Annotated in this window: 14 protein-coding genes; 3 read left to right on the top strand and 11 right to left on the bottom strand. The window is 67.4% G+C overall.

Translation table 11 applies throughout. The annotated features are described in order from the left end of the window. Position 1: 1 nt before the first annotated feature. Positions 2-664, bottom strand: coding sequence for a response regulator (locus CV023_RS08985; RefSeq protein WP_230745119.1), 663 nt, complete (start codon positions 662-664; stop codon positions 2-4). Next, positions 661-2481 (bottom strand): ATP-binding protein, encoded by a 1821-nt coding sequence (locus CV023_RS08980; RefSeq protein ID WP_230745118.1) that lies wholly within the window; start codon positions 2479-2481, stop codon positions 661-663. Before CV023_RS08980 ends, CV023_RS08985 begins: the two co-directional genes overlap by 4 nt. 152 nt (positions 2482-2633) lie before the next feature. Between CV023_RS08980 and CV023_RS08975 the strand changes: the two genes are divergently transcribed. Together CV023_RS08975 and CV023_RS08970 are read left to right on the top strand one after the other, a co-directional pair. Beyond that, entirely contained in the window at positions 2634-4151 is a 1518-nt protein-coding gene (locus CV023_RS08975; RefSeq protein WP_230745117.1) for a CitMHS family transporter, read from the top strand. Between the two features lie 49 nt (positions 4152-4200). Further along, positions 4201-4662: a universal stress protein gene (locus tag CV023_RS08970; RefSeq protein ID WP_230745116.1), complete on the top strand. Its 462-nt coding sequence runs from the start codon at positions 4201-4203 to the stop codon at positions 4660-4662. A gap of 103 nt (positions 4663-4765) precedes the next feature. On the opposite strand, the gene CV023_RS08965 is transcribed toward CV023_RS08970, so the two are convergent. The 5 genes from CV023_RS08965 to dapA all read right to left on the bottom strand — a co-directional run bounded on the left by CV023_RS08965 (position 4766) and on the right by dapA (position 11375). Continuing rightward, positions 4766-5926, bottom strand: coding sequence for an FAD-binding oxidoreductase (locus CV023_RS08965; RefSeq protein WP_230745115.1), 1161 nt, complete (start codon positions 5924-5926; stop codon positions 4766-4768). A gap of 211 nt (positions 5927-6137) precedes the next feature. Further along, complete coding sequence (gene aceB / locus CV023_RS08960; protein WP_230745114.1) at positions 6138-7742, bottom strand: malate synthase A; 1605 nt, start codon at positions 7740-7742, stop codon at positions 6138-6140. A gap of 282 nt (positions 7743-8024) precedes the next feature. Then, on the bottom strand, positions 8025-8435 hold the full coding sequence (locus tag CV023_RS08955) for a hypothetical protein (RefSeq protein ID WP_230745113.1): 411 nt from the start codon (positions 8433-8435) through the stop codon (positions 8025-8027). A gap of 335 nt (positions 8436-8770) precedes the next feature. Then, positions 8771-10417 (bottom strand): ribonuclease J, encoded by a 1647-nt coding sequence (locus CV023_RS08950; protein ID WP_230745195.1) that lies wholly within the window; start codon positions 10415-10417, stop codon positions 8771-8773. A gap of 34 nt (positions 10418-10451) precedes the next feature. After that, positions 10452-11375: a 4-hydroxy-tetrahydrodipicolinate synthase gene (gene dapA / locus CV023_RS08945; protein WP_230745112.1), complete on the bottom strand. Its 924-nt coding sequence runs from the start codon at positions 11373-11375 to the stop codon at positions 10452-10454. Between the two features lie 178 nt (positions 11376-11553). Between dapA and CV023_RS08940 the strand changes: the two genes are divergently transcribed. Next, entirely contained in the window at positions 11554-12873 is a 1320-nt protein-coding gene (locus tag CV023_RS08940; RefSeq protein WP_230745111.1) for an ATP-binding protein, read from the top strand. Positions 12874-12953: 80 nt separating this feature from the next. Here CV023_RS08940 and CV023_RS08935 read toward each other — a convergent pair whose 3' ends face one another. From CV023_RS08935 to ypfJ, 4 genes are all read right to left on the bottom strand, one after another. Further along, the gene (locus CV023_RS08935; RefSeq protein ID WP_230745110.1) at positions 12954-13595 is read right to left on the bottom strand and encodes a TetR/AcrR family transcriptional regulator; all 642 of its coding nucleotides are present in this window, start codon (positions 13593-13595) and stop codon (positions 12954-12956) included. Further along, positions 13592-15592 carry an oxidoreductase gene (locus tag CV023_RS08930; RefSeq protein WP_230745109.1) on the bottom strand — a complete coding sequence of 667 codons (2001 nt, stop codon included), beginning with the start codon at positions 15590-15592 and terminating at the stop codon, positions 13592-13594. Before CV023_RS08930 ends, CV023_RS08935 begins: the two co-directional genes overlap by 4 nt. Before the next feature lie 154 nt (positions 15593-15746). Then, positions 15747-16523 carry a class I SAM-dependent methyltransferase gene (locus CV023_RS08925; RefSeq protein WP_230745108.1) on the bottom strand — a complete coding sequence of 259 codons (777 nt, stop codon included), beginning with the start codon at positions 16521-16523 and terminating at the stop codon, positions 15747-15749. A gap of 7 nt (positions 16524-16530) precedes the next feature. Next, the gene (gene ypfJ, locus CV023_RS08920) at positions 16531-17397 is read right to left on the bottom strand and encodes a KPN_02809 family neutral zinc metallopeptidase (protein WP_230745107.1); all 867 of its coding nucleotides are present in this window, start codon (positions 17395-17397) and stop codon (positions 16531-16533) included. Positions 17398-17416 lie beyond the last annotated feature (19 nt).

Genomic DNA, 17416 nt, shown 5'->3' with positions numbered 1-17416 from the left:
CTCACTTCGTGGCGTAGAGGTGCTCCGGTCGGCCCGTGCTCCCGTACTGCAGGGACACCGTGATCGTCCGCGCCTCGGCGAGCTTCGCCAGATGCCGCTGCGCGGTCGCCCGTGACGCCCCGACCGCCTCGGCGACCTCGAGCGCCGTCATCGGCCCGCCCGCAGACTCGAGCGCATCGAGGATCCGCGCCGTCGTCGACGAACCCGCCGTGCTCGCCGCTCCCGATCCGCCCACCGCCGAGGCATCGTGGAGGCTGCGCAGCTGCCGGGCGAGGTCGCTGTGACCGACCTTCTCCCGATCCCAATAACGCAGCAGACGCGCATACCGGCGAAGGAAACCCTGCAGCACCTCGGCGGCGAAGGGTTTGACGATGTAGGTCATGGCCCCGGCCCGCAGCGCGGACCGCACCACCTGCGGGTCGGTCACCGCGGAGAGGACGATGGCATCGACCACGGTCTCGCGGATGAGGTCGACCCCGTTGCCCTCCGGCAGGACATAATCGGCCAGGAGCAGGTCGACCTCCTGCTCGGCGATGACCTTCCGCGCGGTCGCGAGATCCCGGACGGGCTCGAGGGCGTGGAAGCCGGGGACTTCGTCGACGTACTTGCAGTGGATCTGGCCGACGAAGAAGTCATCGTCGAGCACGAGAACATTGATCATCATGACTCCTTGTCAGTGGTGTCGGTGTGATTCGTGCCGGTGTCCGTGGGGCCGGTGTCGGTGGGGCCGGTACTCGTGGAGCCGGTCTCGTCCGGGTCGTCCTGGTCGAGCGCTTCGGGCAGGAGCATTCCGAAGCTCGCGCCCCCGAGCTCGGGATCGTGGCCGTCGATGAGCCACACCCGGCCGCCGTGGCGGTGCGCAACGCGGCGGGAGAGCGCGAGACCGATCCCGTGGCCGTGTTCGGCACCGGCTTCGTGATCGAACTCGCCCGGACGCACGTGCTCCGGGTCCGATCCCCTCCCCGAGGCGGTGCTGAAGCCCTCGTCGAAGATCCGCTCCTCGTCGTCTGCGTCGACGCCGCTGCCGGTGTCGGTGACCACGGCGTGCAGCTCCGGCCCGGAGCTCAGCAGCTCGACGGTGACTCTCCCTTCGTCCGGTGCCGCCGTTCGCACGGCCGCACGCACGGCGTTGTCGATGAGGTTGCCGAGGATGAGCGTCACCGCTTCGGGGTCTCTGACCTGGCCCAGCGTCAGGGAATCGGGGGTGACGAGCAGGGCCACGCCCACCTCGGCGGCGGTGGTGGCCTTGGCCTCGATGAGGGCACGCAGATACGGATCGGAGACGAGATCGATGTCTTCGACCGGGGCCGTGATCGGTCCGGCGCCGAGGATCCTCGAAAGGTAGCTGCGGGCCTCGTCGGTCGCGCCGGTGTCGACGAGTCCGAGCACGGTGTGGAGGCTGTTGGCGAACTCGTGGCGTTGGGTGCGCAGAGCCTGGGCCATCGCGGTCACGGACTCGAGCTGCCGGGCCATGGTGAGCATCTGCGTCTCATCGCGCAGGGTCACGACCCCGCCGACGGCGACCCCGCCGCGCTGGACCCGCACGGCTGTGGCGAGCAGGATCCGATCGCCGAGGGTGATGCGTCGGCGCAGCGCACCCTGTTCGGGGGCCTCGGCCATCATCGTCTCGATCTCGGCGGGCACAGTCACCGACGACGTCGCCTCGGCGGGCACGGCGGAAGTCGCCTCGGTAGACGGGACGGCACCGGCCAGCAGCTCATCGGCCATCGCATTGCTCAGGGTCAGCTCGCCGGTGGAGCTGAACGCGAGGATCCCGTCGTCGAGTCCGCGCAGCACGGCACCCTGGTCGCGGGCCATCTCCGCGAGCTCCTCGGGTCCGATTCCCAGGGTCTCCCGGCGCAGCCGTCGCCCGAGCATGAGCGAGGCGACGACGCCGATCGCCAGGGCCAGCACTGCGACGGAGCCGAGGATGAGCAGCTCGCGGCGCAGGTCGGCGTCGAGGACCGAGGCGTAGATGCCCACGGAGACCTGACCGACGACGGTCTTCTCGTCCTCGCTCGAATAGATCGGGACCTTCGCGCGCACCGTCTCGCCCAGGGTCCCGCGTTCGTGGCTGATGTTCTCCCGGCCGGCCAGAGCCTCATCCGGTGAGGTCGAGACGTGTTTGCCGATGTTCGACCGGTCAGGGTGGGTCAGGCGGATCCCGCGATCGTCGGTGATCACGGCGAAGTCGATGCCGGACCGGTCGCGGAGGTCATCGGTGATGGAGACCATCGCGGTGACGACCTCGGGATCGAGCGGATCCTCATGCGTGGCCGAGACCTCGGTGGCCGCGGCCCGCACATCCGGGTCGATCGCGAGCGTCCGCGCGGTCGCCAGTGCCTTCGTCTCGGTCACCTCGGTGACGGTCTGCGCCCCCACCCATGAGAACGCCGCGGTCACCAGCGCCAAGGTGATGATGATGACCGCGAGCTGGCTGAGCAGCACGCGGCGGGAGAACGGACGGTGGGGACGGGTCACGCGCACACCCTATCCGCGAATGAGCGCAATGCACAAAAGGTGGTCAACGATCAGAACGTCATCAGTGCACACAAACGCGCGGCCGAGGTGATGGGGACCCTAGGGTGTTTCGAGCATCACACTCGACAACCTCGCCTTCGAAGGAGAAGTTCGTGCTCGTCATTCTCGGCTTCGCCATGATCATCGTCTTCATGACTCTGATCATGACCAAGCGTCTCTCGCCCATCCTGGCGCTCATCATCGTCCCCACCATCTTCGGCCTCTTCACCGGTGCCGGTCTGGGGATCGGCGAGATGGTCATGGACTCGATCGCCTCGATGTCCTCGACGGCGGCGCTGCTGCTCTTCGCCATCATCTACTTCGGGATCATGATCGACGTCGGGCTCTTCGACAAACTCGTCGAGTTCATCCTCAAGGTCGCCGGCCATGACCCGGTCAAGGTCGTCATGGGCACGGCCCTGCTCACCGGTGCCGTCTCCCTCGACGGTGACGGTTCGACGACGTTCATCGTCGTCACCGCGGCCATGCTGCCGATCTACCAGCGCCTGGAGATGTCTCCGGTGGTGCTCACCTGCGTGGCCGGTCTCATCAACGGCACGCTCAACATCGTCCCCTGGGGCGGGCCCACGGCGCGCGCCTCCTCGGCCCTGCAGATCGATGCCAACGAGATCTTCGCGCCGATGGTCCCGGCCCTGGCCGCCGGTCTGGTGCTGTGCTTCGTCTTCGCCTACTTCCTCGGCATCTCCGAACGCCGCCGCCTGGCGAAGAACGGTGTGACCTGGATCGATGACAAGGGCGTCAGCCGCCGCACCGAGCTCGTCGGTGCCGTCGCCGGTGCCCGTTCGGCTGGTCACGGATCGACTGGACATGGTTCGTCCGGTCACGGATCGTCCCACGGTTCGACTCACGGTGACGCGGACGGATACGCCGGCAACGGCGGCGGAACGGGAACGCTCGATTCCGATGGCTCGGAAGCGGCCGCCTCGGCGCCGGACTCTGGCCAGGTTTCGGCCCTGACCGACACCGCACTCGACCCCAACCGGAAGACTCTGCGGCCGAAGCTGTTCTGGTTCAACCTCGTCCTGACCGTGGCCGTCATGGTCATGCTCGTCATCGACATCCTGCCGCTGCCCTACCTGTTCATGATCGCCATGGTCATCGCACTCATGGTCAACTTCCCCAAGATCAAGGATCAGCAGGAGGAGCTGGCCTCGCACGCCTCGGCGATCATCTCCGTCGTCGCCATGGTCATGGCCGCCGGCGTGCTCACCGGCATCATGTCCGGCACCGGCATGGTCGATGCGATGGCCGCCTGGCTCGTCGACGTCATCCCGGACTCGATGGGACCGTTCATGGCCGTGATCACCGGTCTGCTCTCGATCCCGATGACCTTCTTCATGAGCAACGACGCCTTCTACTTCGGCATCCTGCCCGTGCTCACCGAGACCGCCGCGCACTTCGGGATCTCGCCTGCCGACATGGCTCGCGCCTCGATCACCGGCCAGCCCGTGCACATGCAGTCACCGCTGGTGCCGGCGATCCTGCTGCTCGTCTCGCTCTCGGGCGTCGAACTCGGCGATCACCACAAGAAGGTGCTGTGGCGGGCCCTGTGTGTTTCCCTCGTGATGCTCACTGTCGGCGTCCTCGTCGGTGTCATCGCCATCGGTTGACGAGCCCGGAAGTCCCCCTGACCCGCACAAGAACAGGAGAAATGCAGCTATGACCGATTTCTACTCGACCCCGCGCAAGCGGTTCCCGGTCCTGAGCCTGCGGGTCAGCGCCTCGGAGGGGATCGACGATGCCGCACGCACCGTCGTCCTCGCCTACCGTGAGGACTCCTCCCCTGCCGTGCTCGAGCAGGCCGTGGCCGCCGCCCGCCGTGAAAATGCCGGGCTGCGCGCCATCGTCTTCGGCACCGACACGACCACGGGCCCGGTGACCAGCGCGGCCTCGGCGTGCACCCGCCTGGCCGAGGAGCTCGCCGAGACGGGCCTCGACTACGAGGTGCAGCGGGCCGGCGATGACCTCGCCGACCAGATCATCGACCTCGCCGAGGATCATTCCGCCGAACTCATCGTCATGGCCACCCGCCGCCGCTCCCCCGTGGTCAAACTGCTCGTGGGCTCGACGGCTCAGCGGGTCCTCCTCGAGGCCGAGTGCCCCGTGCTCATCGTCAAATAGGATTCCACTCGCCGAGGCGGGGGTGTCCGGGTCCGTTGGCCCGGCGCTCCCGCCGCTTGCGTTTCAGTTCCCTCCGCCTGGTTTCAGATACCGGCGCCCGATTTCAGATCCCGCCGAGGCCGCGGCCGGGGGCGAGCAGATGCTTCGTGTCGAGCCGGTCCTTGATGGACGCTCGCAGCGCGATTCCCGGCAGCGGTCCCCAGGCGTCGACCTCGTCCCACACCGAGGCGGGGGCACGCAGCAGCCGCGCGCCGAGGTTGTGCAGACCCCAGGTTCGCAGGTGTTCGAGGACCACCCGGGTGGCGATGGCCGGTTCTGTGTCGGGCGCGCCGACACCGAGGTCGACGACGCCCGCGGCGCTCCCCCGCAGCTGCAGCGGATATCCGATCGTGTCCTCGAGTCGGGCGAGCAGCTGGATGAGGGTGGGAACGAAATCCGGTGAGGCCGAGACCCGCACGATCACCGGCACCTGCGCGCGGCGTGCCCACCAGGCCGGACGGGCGCACACCGTTGCACCTGCATAGTGTTCGGTGATCCAGTTCAGCCCGTCCTCGACGTGCGCCTCCGTGCCTTCGATGAGTGCGACGGTGGCCGCGGGCGAACCCGGCGGACGTTCGAGTTCGATCGCGGCTGGGGCGAGCCGGGACACGCGGAGTTCAGCGGCCGCCTCGACGCCGGGGATCCACACATACCCGGACGCCTCGGGGCGAGGCGAGAGGCGGATCTCGGCCGCGGCGATGATCCCCAGCGTCCCCCACGACCCGATCAGCAGGGAGCTGAGATCCCAGCCGGACAGGCTCTCGTCGATGGCGTGGGTCGACCGGGTGATGGTCCCATCGGCGAGCACCGCCCGGATACCGAGAACCGCATCGCGCAGACCCGCCCGACCACCGCAGCGCGGACCCCGGGCGGCGGTAGCGATGGCCCCGCCGAGGCTGGAGCCGGCTTCGGTCCGATCCGCGGGAAGATCGGGGGTGAGTTCCTGGCCGGCCTGCGCGACGAGCGCGTCGAGATCGGCGATCTTCGCTCCGGCCCCGGCGATGAGGGTTCCGTCCTCCGGGTCGTATTCGACCACCTCGGCGAGGCCGGACATGTCGATGAGCAGACCGGGAGCCGCGGCGGGACGATGATCGTCGAAGGCGGTGCCGGCACCGAACACGGCGACGGTGCGGTTCTGGGAGTGGGCGCGGGCCATGAGTTCGGAGAGTTCGGCGATGTTGCCGGGACTGGCGAGCCTGGGCAGGGGTGCCTCGGTCCGACTCATCCTCGCCTCCTCCTGCGCCGCCGGCTCACCGCTGAGTGCCCGGTGCGCGATCACCTGTGTCCTGACGAGCTTAACGAAGAACGCCCCCGAAATTTGTGCTGTCGGCACAAATTTCGGAGGCGTTCGGTGAGGTCAGACCCCGCGCTCTTGGCTCAGGCGCGGCAGCCCTCACTCAAGTACAGCACCCTCATGAAGGGCCGACGCTCGCATCTCAGGGCATGCGCGCGTAGGCGGGCAGAGTGAGGAAGTCGACGTACTCGGGAGCCACGGCGACCGAGACGAACGTGTCGGTGGCGTCCTTCCAGTCGGCGGGCTCACCGGGAAGCTTGGCGACCTCCTCGGCGACGATCTTCTCCACAAGGTCCTTCGTCACCGTCTCACCGGTGTCGAGTTCGACTCCGGCGTCGAGCCACTGCCAGACCTGGGAGCGGGAGATCTCAGCGGTCGCGGCGTCCTCCATGAGGCCGTGGATGGCCACGGCGCCGTTGCCCTCGAGCCAGGCGCGCAGGTACTGGATGCCGACGTTGACGTTGGTCCGCAGACCCTTCTCCGTGATCGCTCCGGGGGTGGAGCGGACGTCGAGGAGTTCGGCGGCGGTGACGCTGACGTCTTCGCGCTTGTTCTCGATCTGGTTCGGCTTGTCGCCGAGGGTCTCGGTGAAGACCTCCTTGCACAGGGCGACCATGCCGGGGTGGGCGACCCAGGAGCCGTCGAAGCCCTTGGAGGCCTCACGGGACTTGTCCTCACGGACCTTGTCGAAGGCGGCCTCGTTCTCGGCCGGATCCTTCGAGGGTACGAATGCGGACATGCCGCCGATCGCGTGGGCGCCGCGCTTGTGGCAGGTGCGCACGAGCAGTTCGGTGTAGGCGCGCATGAACGGCACGGTCATAGTGACGTCCTGGCGGTCGGGCAGCAGGTAGTCCGAGCCGCGGGACCGGAAGTTCTTGATCACGGAGAAGATGTAGTCCCAGCGACCGGCGTTGAGGCCCGAGGAGTGCTCGCGCAGTTCGTAGAGGATCTCCTCCATCTCGAACGCCGCCGGGTAAGTCTCGATGAGCACGGTGGCGCGGATGGTTCCGCGGGACAGGTCGAAGGCGTCCTCGGCGTGCTCGAAGACCTGGTTCCACAGGCGTGCCTCGAGGTGCGATTCCATCTTCGGCAGGTAGAAGTAGGGGCCTTTGCCCTTCTCGATCTGGATCTGCCCGGCGGTGGCGAAGTAGAGGGCGAAGTCGACGAGCGAACCGGAGGTCTCCTCGCCGTCGACGAGGATGTGCTTCTCCGGCATGTGCCAGCCGCGGGGACGGACGACGATCGTCGGCAGCTCCTCATCGGGGGCGAGCTTGTATTCTTTGCCTTCGGGCGAGGTGAAGTCGATCTCGCGGGTCAGGGAGTCGAGCAGGTTGATCTGGCCGCCGATGACGGAATCCCACTGCGGGGTGTTCGCGTCCTCCTGGTCGGCCAGCCACACCTTCGCACCCGAGTTGAGCGCGTTGATCGTCATCTTCTTGTACGTCGGGCCGGTGACCTCGACGCGACGGTCTTCGAGACCGGGTGCCGGGGGCGCGACCTGCCAGCTCGGATCGTTGCGGATCTCCGCGGTCTCGGGGAGGAAGTCGAGGTCGGTGCCGGCGGCGATCTCCGCCTGGCGGACCTTGCGCGCTTCGAGGCGCTCGAGGCGGTCTCCGTTGAACTTCCGGTTGAGCTCGACGATGAGTTCGAGGGCCTTCGGGGTGAGCACCTTCTCTGCACCGTCCGGCAGCTCGCCGGTGATCTCCATGCCTGCCGGGATGTCCAGATTCTCAATATGAGCAGTCATCGGTGGTTCTCCTTAGTCAGCACCGTGGTGGTGCGTCTGTCGGCACCGGGGTGGTGCCTCGCGTTCGCTGGGCAACGGGGTTTGACCTGCGAACTTTCACATCGTGAAAATTAATGTTCACACACCGAAAGAATAAGAGGTGATGCACATCTCGTCAAACCCTATCCTCCCACTGAGATCACCGACACCGACGGGGGTGGGCAGGCTGCACAGGTCGGCAGGCTCAGCGGGTCGGCGGGCTCTGCGGGTCGGCAGGGATCGGGGTGGGGCTGGGGTGGGGCGTCAGCGACCGAGTCGCATGCGCCTCAACGCGAATGCCTGGCTGCCGGCGAAGAGGGCGATGTCCGCAGCGATCGCCAGGACGGACAACGCGACGAATACCGCCGCACCGACCGTCGAGAACGCAGCGACGGCCACGGCCGCACCGAGGTTGGCGACCATCACAGCTCGAAGAGCCGTTCGGAGCTCAAGGCCTCTGAGCATGAGCAGGATCAGCGCCGCCCAGGCGATCACCACAGCGCCCAGAACGACGAGGTACCCGGCGGGCACGGAGACTGTCGGCGAGATCGACGGTGCCGCGAACATCATCAGCGATCCGAGCACAAAGCAATATGCGGCATCGAGACGAAGACTCCATCGTCCAATGCGCTCACCGCCGCCTTCACCGCGGCCCACGACCCGGGCATCATCCATGTCTGCCAGTGTAGAGCCCGATCCCTGCACATGGGGCCCGCCGAGCGAACGAATCGCCACGGCGGGCGGGGGCTCTGCGGCGGTATCGGACCCCGCTGAAGGCAAGACCCTGCAGAGGATGGGACCTCGCGAAGGGCGGGGGCGGAGTCTCCACCCCTCAAGCGCGCATTGCTCGGCCACTTCCGAGCAGAATCGGGCCTGATTCTGCTCGGAAGTGGCCGAGCAATGGCGGTATCGGGTGCCGACGCGCGATCCCCAGGCACTTTCGGGTGCCGGCGCGCGACACTCCAGCGCGCGACACCCCGGCACCCGGGACGCGTGGCACCCAACGAACCTCAGACGATGACGACCATGGGGACGATCATCGGCTTGCGGCGCAGCTTCGAGGACACCCAGCGGCCGACGGTGCGGCGGACGACCTGCTGCAGTTGGTACTGATCGGTGTTGCCGTCCTTGAGGGCATCTTCGACGGCCTTCGTCACCTTCGGCACGATGGAGTCGAAGACGTCGTCGGACTCGGCCACACCGCGGGCGTGGATCTCGGGTCCGGCGATAAGCTGCTTCGACTGCGAGTTCACGGCCATGAAGATCGTCACGAAGCCCTCGCCGGAGAGCACGAGGCGGTCCTTGAGGTCGGCCTCGGTGATCTCGCCGACCGAGGAGCCGTCGACGAAGACGTAGTTGCAGTCCACGGCCCCGACCACCTCGGCGCGGCCGTCCTTGAGGTCGACGACCCAGCCATCATCGGCGAGGACGATGTTGTCGGGGTCGACTCCGGTCGCCTCGGCGTGCCGGGCATTGGCGAGCATGTGGCGCCATTCGCCGTGCACGGGGAGGACACCGCGGGGCTTGACGATGTTGTAGCAGTAGAGCAGCTCGCCGCCGGAGGCGTGGCCGGACACGTGGATCTTGGCATCGGCCTTCGAGATCACGCGGGCGCCGAGCTTCATCAGGCCGTTGATGACCTTGAACACGGAGTTCTCGTTGCCCGGGATGAGCGAGGAGGCGAGGATGACGGTGTCCCCGTCGCCGACCTCGACGCGGTGGGACCGGTTGGCCATGCGGGACAGGGCCGCCATCGGCTCGCCCTGCGAACCGGTGCACATGAGCACGACCTGGTCGTCGGGCAGCTTCTCGACTTCCTTGATGTCGATGAGCGCACCCTTGGGAACCTCGAGGTAGCCGAGATCTGCGGCGATCTTCATGTTGCGCACCATCGACCGGCCGACCAGGGCGACCTTGCGGCCGTGCGCGTCAGCGGCATTGAGCACCTGCTGAACGCGGTGGATGTGCGAGGAGAAGGAGGCGACGATGATCCGACGTTCGGCGGAGCCGAAGAGGTTCTCGAGCACCGGCCCGATGTCCTTCTCCAGGGCGGTGAACCCGGGGACTTCGGCGTTCGTCGAGTCCGTCATGAACAGGTCGACGCCTTCCTCGCCGAGGCGGGCGAAGGCGCGCAGGTCCGTGATCCGGCCGTCGAGCGGCAGCTGGTCCATCTTGAAGTCACCGGTGTGGAGGATGTTTCCGGCACCGGTGCGGATGAACACGGCGAGAGCGTCGGGGATCGAGTGGTTGACGGCGACGAACTCGAGGTCGAAGGGACCGAGCTGGTCGAGGTCGTCTTCCTTGACCACGCGGGTGATCGGCTTGATCCGGTGTTCCTTGAGCTTGGCCTCGATGAGCGCGATCGTCAGCTTCGAGCCGAGGATCGGGATGTCGCCCTTGCGGCGCAGCAGGTAAGGAACGGCGCCGATGTGGTCCTCGTGGCCGTGGGTGAGCACGAGTCCGACGATGTCGTCGAGGCGGTCGTCGAGGTAGGAGAAGTCGGGGAGGATGAGGTCGACGCCGGGCTGGTCCTCTTCGGGGAAGAGCACGCCGCAGTCGACGATGAGGAGCTTGCCGTGGTATTCGAACACGGTCATGTTGCGTCCGACTTCGCCGAGGCCGCCGAGGGCGACGATGCGGACGGCTTCCGGATCCATCTTCGGAGGAAGCTTGAGCTCCCTGGTCAATGCATTATTCACTGAGGTAACCACTCCTGGTCAATTGGGCGGTGACGAGTGCCATCTGCTCATCATCTGCTGGGAGCAGCGGCATTCGCACATCGCGGTTGTCGAGTATTCCTTGGGCCTGCAATGCGGCCTTGGCCGAGAGCACTCCCGGCATGTGGTTCATGAGCGCGTCGACCATGTCGTTCGTCGCGAAGCTGATCGCGCGAGCGGTTCTCAGGTCGTCGGCGGCTGCGGCGGCAACCATCTTCGCGAAGTCGGCGGAGCAGACGTGTCCGGCCACGGAGACGACGCCGAGTGCCCCGACGGCCAGCAGCGGCAGGTTGAGCGCGTCCTCTCCCGAGTAGTAGACGAGCGAGGACTGCCTGATCACCTGGGAGGTGGCGAAGAGGTCGCCCTTGGCGTCTTTGACGGCGAGGATGTTCGGGTGTCCCGCCAGGGACAGCAGGGTCTCCGTGCTGATCGGCACTCCGGCGCGGCCGGGAATGTCGTAGAGCATCACCGGCAGGTCGGTGGAGTCGGCAGCGGCGCGCATGTGCGCGGCGATCGCCGGCTGGGTCGGCTTCGAGTAGTAGGGGGTGACGACGAGGATGCCGTCGGCCCCGGCCGCCGCCGAACGCTGCGACAGGTCAATGGTGTGGGCGGTGACGTTGTTGCCGGTGCCGGCGATGATCTTCGCGCGGTCGCCGATGACGCCGCGCACGACGTGGAGGAGTTCGATCTTCTCGTCGTCGGTCGTCGTCGGTGATTCTCCGGTGGTCCCGGAGACGACGAGCATGTTGTTTCCGATGTCGACGAGGTGGTTCGCCACCTTCTCGACGGCCGCATAGTCGATGCTGCCATCGCCCTTGAACGGGGTCACCATTGCGGTGCCGACGGTACCGAACGCCTCAATCGCAGCCGTTGCTGCACTGTCACCGAGAATCGCCATGGTTCAAGGATAGCGCCCACACCCCACGACGAAGGCAGTGGGCCGGGGCGCGCCCAAGGGCATTGTCCGTTCATCCCCCGCCGAGGCGGTCGCGACGTCTCGGAGTTGAGAGACAGATCACAGACGGCTGGGGTGATCGCATAGTCTTGAATCCTGCCCGCCACCGAAGGAGCTTTCGATGTCTCGCACCCGTATCCGTGATTTCCACGACGACGATCTCGACGGAATCATCCGTCTCTGGGAGTCCACCATGATCGATCCCGCCGAGGCGGACGCCGTTCCCCTGCATCCCCTCCCCGAGGTCGTCGCCGCCTGCCAGCGCAATCAGGCGGTCGTCGCGGTCCGTGATGAGGAGATCGTCGGTGCCGCCGTCGGTCGCGCCGCCCACGGTCAGGGGTGGATCGTCTTCTTCCACGTCCTCGATTCCGTCCGCGAGGAGGCCGATCGCCGGTCCCCCATCGAGGCAACCCTGCTCGACGCCCTCGAACGTCGCCTCATGCCCTTGGAGTTGGGGACGCTGTCGATGCTCGTCCCTGAGGTGTCGCCGACCTTCGCGGGTCTGTTGGAGAACGGCTTCGAGGCGAAGCCGCATCTGCGCTATCTGGAGCGGCAGATGCCGGTGCGCCGTCGTGAGCTCGACCGTCTCAAGACCGTGGGCGGGCGGGTTCTGCCGCGTCACCTGTGGGATGCCGTCAGCGGGATGCAGCAGGAGAAGGACATGCTCGAGGACCGCCTCGTCGTGCCCTTGGCCGAGCCGGATCTGGCCGATCATTTCGGGGTCGTCCCACCGCGCGCGGTGATGCTCTTCGGTCCCCCGGGGACAGGAAAGACGACATTTGCGAAGGCCGTGGCCTCGCGTCTCGACTGGCCCTTCGTCGAGGTGTTTCCCTCTCGGCTCTCGAGTGAGCCCGGCGGGGTGGCCGCCGGCCTGCGTGCGACCTTCGAGCAGATCGGCGAACTCGAACATGCCGTCGTCTTCATCGACGAGGTCGAGGAGATCGCTTCGAAGCGCGGCGGTGAACCGCCCTCACCTACCCAGGGGGTGACGAATGAACTGCTCAAGCAGGTGGCCGAGTTCCGGGATCGGGACGGTCGGCTGCTCATCTGCGCCACGAACTTCGTCCGCGCTCTCGATGCGGCCTTCCTCCGGCATGGTCGCTTCGACTATGTCATTCCCATCGGCCTGCCCGATGCCACGGCCCGGGAGGCCATATGGGCCCGCTACATTCCCGAGCACACGATCGGCGGGGTCGACCTCGCTGTCCTCGTCGATGCCAGTGCCGGCCTGACCCCGGCCGATATCGAGTACGCGGCCAGACGGGCCTCCCAGGAAGCTCTGGCCTCGGCCCTGCGCAAACAGCAGGTCGACATCGCTTCCCGGACCGATGTGCTCACCACCGAGGACTACCTCGAGGCGCTGCGGGCGACCCGCGCCACGGTCTCGGAGGAGACCGCCCGCGAGTTCGGTGAAGACGTGGAGTCGATCGCCCGGCTGTGAGCTCTCGCCTCGGCGGTGCTCCCCGGCGAGCGGGCGCCGAACGGCGCAACGTTCGAGCGTCAGGTTCGACCATCGGGGACTCAGCGGGCGAGCAGCCTGTCCGCGGTCTCGGTGAGGATTCGGGTCATCGTCTCCGGGCTCGGTGCGTGACCGGCCACGGCGGCGAGGTCGAAGCCGTCGATGATGGCGATGATCGTGTCGACGACCTCTCGGGCACTGAGTCCGGCGAGTTCGAATTCGCCCCGTTCCACGCCTTCGTCGATGATCGTTCTGAAGTGTCGTCGCCAACCGGCGAAGACCGCATCGACGCAGCTCCGCAGACCCTCGTCGTTCCGGGCGGCGGTGACGAGTTCGACCCAGATCCGTGACCTCTGGTTGTGGCTGCCGACTCCCGGCACCGCGGCGAAGCTCTCGTGCAGACGGTGCCGGGCCGAGGAGCTGTGCCGGGTCGTGGAACCGCAGCCCGCGTCGCGCGCCTGCGACATCTCCTCGATGCCCGTGAGCACCGTCGCGGTGTGGACGGATAGCGCCTGGGTGAGCAGGCCCTCCCGGGACCCGAAGTAGTACTGCACGGTCCCGACGGACATGCCCACCGCGGTGGCGACATCGCTGAGCCGGACCGCCTCGGGGCCGCGGGCGACGATCGCGTCGAGGGTCGCTCGGATGATCGCGTGCCTCTTCGCCTCGGTCTGCTCGGGCGACTGCGCCGGCCGCGGGCTCATCCGGTGACCGCCAGCTCCGCAGCCGCCAGCTCGCTCGCCGCGGTCAGTCCCTCGTAGACGGCCTCCTCCACGGTCCGGGGCGCCAGAGCATCCCCGATCACCCGCACCGAGGCGGCTCGTAAGTCGAGATCGGGCACGACCGACCGTGGTGCTGCGGAGACGATGGTGGCGGCCACCTCGTCGACCTCGTGGACGATCTCGCACAGCGTTGACTGCAGGTAGCCGGTGTCGGCATCGACGCCGACGAGTCGAGCGTCGCTCAGAAAGCTGATTCGTCCGGTCCGCAGCGCCTGGGAGACGAGCAGGGTGCGTGTGTACTGCTGGATCGCGGCCCCGGCGAAGTTCGCGGCCGTCGCCAGCGTCACCAGTGTGCCTGCCTCGGCCAAGCGGAGGGCGATCCCGAGGCCGATCCAGTCGCCCTTCCAGTCGGTGACGAGGATCCGGCCGGCGGGCAGCTGCGGGTTCTGCTCGAGGTAGTCGCGGGCCCCGATGACGAAGGCGTCGTCGGCGATCTCGAGGTCAGGCATCCGCTGCCGGGCGCCGGTGGCGATGATGACGTGGTCGGGGTCGAGTTCGTCGACGATCTGCTGGGTCACCGGCGTCGAGGTGCGGATGTCGACGCCCGCCCGGACCGCCTCGGCGGACAGGTTCGTCGCCGCTCCCCCGAATTCGGCCCGGTAGGGCAGCTCCTGGGCCAGCAGCACCGCCCCGCCGAGGTGGGGCCCGGCTTCGCAGAGGATGACCTCGTCTCCCTGCTCGGCACTCACCGCTGCGGCCTTGAGTCCGGCCGGTCCCCCGCCGACGACGAGGATCCGGCGGCGGGTGCGGACTCGCGGACGGGGCAGGAACGTCAGCTCCCGGCCGGATTCGGGGTATTGGATGCACGAGATCGGGACGCCGAGTTGGAAATGGCCGATACAGGCCTGGTTGCAGCCGATGCAGGCGCGGATCTCCTCGACGGCGTCGCGGCGCGCCTTGCCGGCCATGGCCGGGTCGCAGATCATCGCGCGGGTCATGATCGCCATGTCCGTCCGCCCTTCAGCGATGGCGGCTTCCGCCTCGTGGGGTTGGTTGATGCGGCCGGCGACCATGACGGGTTTGTCGGTGATCTTCTTGACCTGCTCGGACAGGTTCGCCGCATAGGCGGGGTCGACCTGCATCGACGGCACGATGTGCACGGCTCCCTGCAGGGTCGAGGAGTCCCCGGCGGTGATCGAGAAGTAGTCGAGGCAGTCGGTGCCCTCATGCTCCAGCTCGTCGAGGTGGCCGATGAGTTCGAGGATCTCGGCGGCGACGAGTCCCTCTTCGGTCTTCTCCTCCCCGGAGATCCGCAGGCCCACCACGACGTCCGGGCCGACGGCCGCGCGGACGGCGGCGACCACCTCGGCGAGGAATCTGCGGCGGTTGGCCGGCGTCCCTCCGTACTCGTCGGTGCGGGTGTTGATGCGGGGGTTGAAGAACTGGATGGGCAGGTAGCCGTGGCTGGCGACGATCTCGACGCCGTCGATGCCGGAGCTCGCGATGCGCTCCGCGGCACTCGCATAGCCGGCGACGATGTCCTTGACTGCGGCGGTGCTCAGCGCTTCGGGGACGACCTTGAATCGTTCCTGGGGTGCGTCGCTGGGAGCCACGGCCCTCGGTGCCATGCCGCGCTGCCCGTCCATGACCTCGCGGCCGGGGTGGAAGAGCTGGGCGATGATCGTCGCTCCGTGGCGGTGGACCGCCTCGGCGACGGCTCGGTAGCCGGGCGCCGAGGAGTCGTCGGTGGCCATGAGGACGTGGTTCGTGTAGCGCGCGGTCTCGTGGACGCCGGAGACCTGGAGGACGATGAGGCCCGCACCGCCGGCCGCACGGGCCTCGTGGTAGGCGACGAGGTCCTCACCGATCTGGCCGTGGTCGTCGAGGACGGTGTCATGTCCGGAGGAGACGATGCGGTTGCGGATCGTGTGGGAGCCCAGCGTGATGGGTTCGAAGAGGTGCGGGAACAGCTGCGACATGATCGTCCTTGATGCATGCTGGCGGGTGGCTGACCCTATTATTCATATCACCGTATGGATAACCGGGGCAAGGGTTCGGGTCCGGAGTCGGTGGGTGACGACGGGTGGCGACGGCCGACGGCCGGGTGCTGTACGGTGCCGTCCGACCGGCCGATCAGGGTCGGGCGGTGATCAGGACGAGCGAGCCCTCGAAGTGTGCTCGGTCCCGCAGCCACCCGTATGTCCGATCCCATTCTCCGCTGGCCAGATCTCCCCCCAGTCGCGCGACGAACCGCTGCACCGCCGCCTCGTCGAGGAAGCTCCACGCCGAGTTCGCCTTCCGCGCCCCCGGGTCGAGGAGCATCTCCGGGCGACCGAAGTAGGCCTCGGAGAACCCGTCCGTGCAGTGCAGCGGGATCGGCAGCGGCTCCACCTCGACGCCACCGCCCAGGCCGTCCCTGATTCGGTCGATACGCGGATAGCGGCGTGCTTCGGTCGCGATCATCTCGGGGGCGTATTCGGCGAGCCAGCACCTGTCGAGGAGGGTGGGATCGCAGGTCATGATGACTACGGGTCCGCGGCTGACCCGGCGCATCTCGGCCAACCCGGCCTCGAGGTCGCCCCACTGGTGCACGGAGAAGGTCGTCATCGCGGCGTCGAAGCTGCCATCGTCGAAGGGCAGCGATTCCGCCGAGGCGGCGATGGCGCTGTTCAGGTGTGCAGGCCTCTGGGACCGCATCGTCGCCGAGGGTTCGACGGCTGTGACCTCGCGGTCGGTGGGTTCGTAGGAACCGGCGCCGGCGCCGAGGTTGAGCACGGACTTCGCGTCACCGAGGGCCCGTCGGATCGCTGATTCGAATTCCGGTTCCGGACGTCGGTAGTCGCGGTAGCCGGCTCCGATCCGACCGTAGTTCGCATCGCCCGCCGAGCCGTCGCAGCGCTCCTCGGTCATCGCCACCTCAGCCTGCGAAGGTGTCGCAGCTTCCGAGTCCGTTCTCGTAGCCGGCGGAGAACCACTTCTGACGCTCCTTGCTCGAACCGTGGGTGAACGACTCCGGATTGACCGACCCGGACTGTGATTGGATGTGGTCGTCGCCGACGACGAAGGCCGCATTGAGTGCGTCTTTGAGCTGCTCATCGGTGGGGGTCTCGAGATACGGGGTGCCGTTGTCGTCGGTCAGGGTCGTGACATCGCCGAGCCAGGCCCCGGCATAGCAGTCTGCCTGGAGTTCGGTGCGCACACCGTTGCTGTCCTCACCGGTGCCGTTGTTCGGGTGCTCGGCCATCACGCCGGTGATGTTCTGGATGTGATGGCCCCATTCGTGTCCGACGATATAGAGCTGGGCGAGCTCCCCCGCCGAGGCGCCGAACTGCTGACGCATGAGATCGAAGAACGTCGGATCGATGTAGACACCCTGGTCGGAGGGGCAGTAGAAGGGTCCGACCGCGTTCGATGCGGTCCCGCAGGCAGACGAGGTCTGCCCGTCGACGATCGTCAGTGTGGGTTCGACATATCCGTCGATGTGCTGAGACCAGTAGTCGTCGAGGACGACCTGGGAACCGGCCATGCGGCAGTCGACGGATTCGTTGGCATCCTGGCCGGTGTCGCATTCGTCGAGGCTGCGCCGCTGGGAGCTGTCCGAACCCTGATCGCCTTCGAATCCCCCGCCGCCGAGCAGCCCGCTGACATCGACGCCGAAGAGCGGACCGACGAGCAGCACCAGGACGAGACCGCCGATGCCGATTCCACCGCCGGCGATCGCGGTGTTCCGACCCCGTCGACTGGTCTTGTTGCCGCTGATGTCGGCGTTCCGGTTGAAGGTCATGGCATAAAGATACCGCGAT

Source organism: Brevibacterium sp. CCUG 69071, assembly GCF_021023135.1.
GTDB lineage: Bacteria > Actinomycetota > Actinomycetes > Actinomycetales > Brevibacteriaceae > Brevibacterium.
The sequence above is the reverse complement of the archived record's forward strand: the minus strand, read 5'-3'. Positions and strand labels throughout refer to the sequence as shown.

Coding starts and splice junctions, on each gene's coding strand:
- CV023_RS08985 (WP_230745119.1), bottom strand. CDS start 664: ATGATGATCAATGTTCTCGTGCTCGACGATGACTTCTTCGTCGGCCAG.
- CV023_RS08970 (WP_230745116.1), top strand. CDS start 4,201: ATGACCGATTTCTACTCGACCCCGCGCAAGCGGTTCCCGGTCCTGAGC.
- CV023_RS08965 (WP_230745115.1), bottom strand. CDS start 5,926: ATGAGTCGGACCGAGGCACCCCTGCCCAGGCTCGCCAGTCCCGGCAAC.
- aceB (WP_230745114.1), bottom strand. CDS start 7,742: ATGACTGCTCATATTGAGAATCTGGACATCCCGGCAGGCATGGAGATC.
- CV023_RS08955 (WP_230745113.1), bottom strand. CDS start 8,435: ATGGATGATGCCCGGGTCGTGGGCCGCGGTGAAGGCGGCGGTGAGCGC.
- CV023_RS08950 (WP_230745195.1), bottom strand. CDS start 10,417: ATGGATCCGGAAGCCGTCCGCATCGTCGCCCTCGGCGGCCTCGGCGAA.
- dapA (WP_230745112.1), bottom strand. CDS start 11,375: ATGGCGATTCTCGGTGACAGTGCAGCAACGGCTGCGATTGAGGCGTTC.
- CV023_RS08940 (WP_230745111.1), top strand. CDS start 11,554: ATGTCTCGCACCCGTATCCGTGATTTCCACGACGACGATCTCGACGGA.
- CV023_RS08935 (WP_230745110.1), bottom strand. CDS start 13,595: ATGAGCCCGCGGCCGGCGCAGTCGCCCGAGCAGACCGAGGCGAAGAGG.
- CV023_RS08930 (WP_230745109.1), bottom strand. CDS start 15,592: ATGTCGCAGCTGTTCCCGCACCTCTTCGAACCCATCACGCTGGGCTCC.
- CV023_RS08925 (WP_230745108.1), bottom strand. CDS start 16,523: ATGACCGAGGAGCGCTGCGACGGCTCGGCGGGCGATGCGAACTACGGT.
- ypfJ (WP_230745107.1), bottom strand. CDS start 17,397: ATGACCTTCAACCGGAACGCCGACATCAGCGGCAACAAGACCAGTCGA.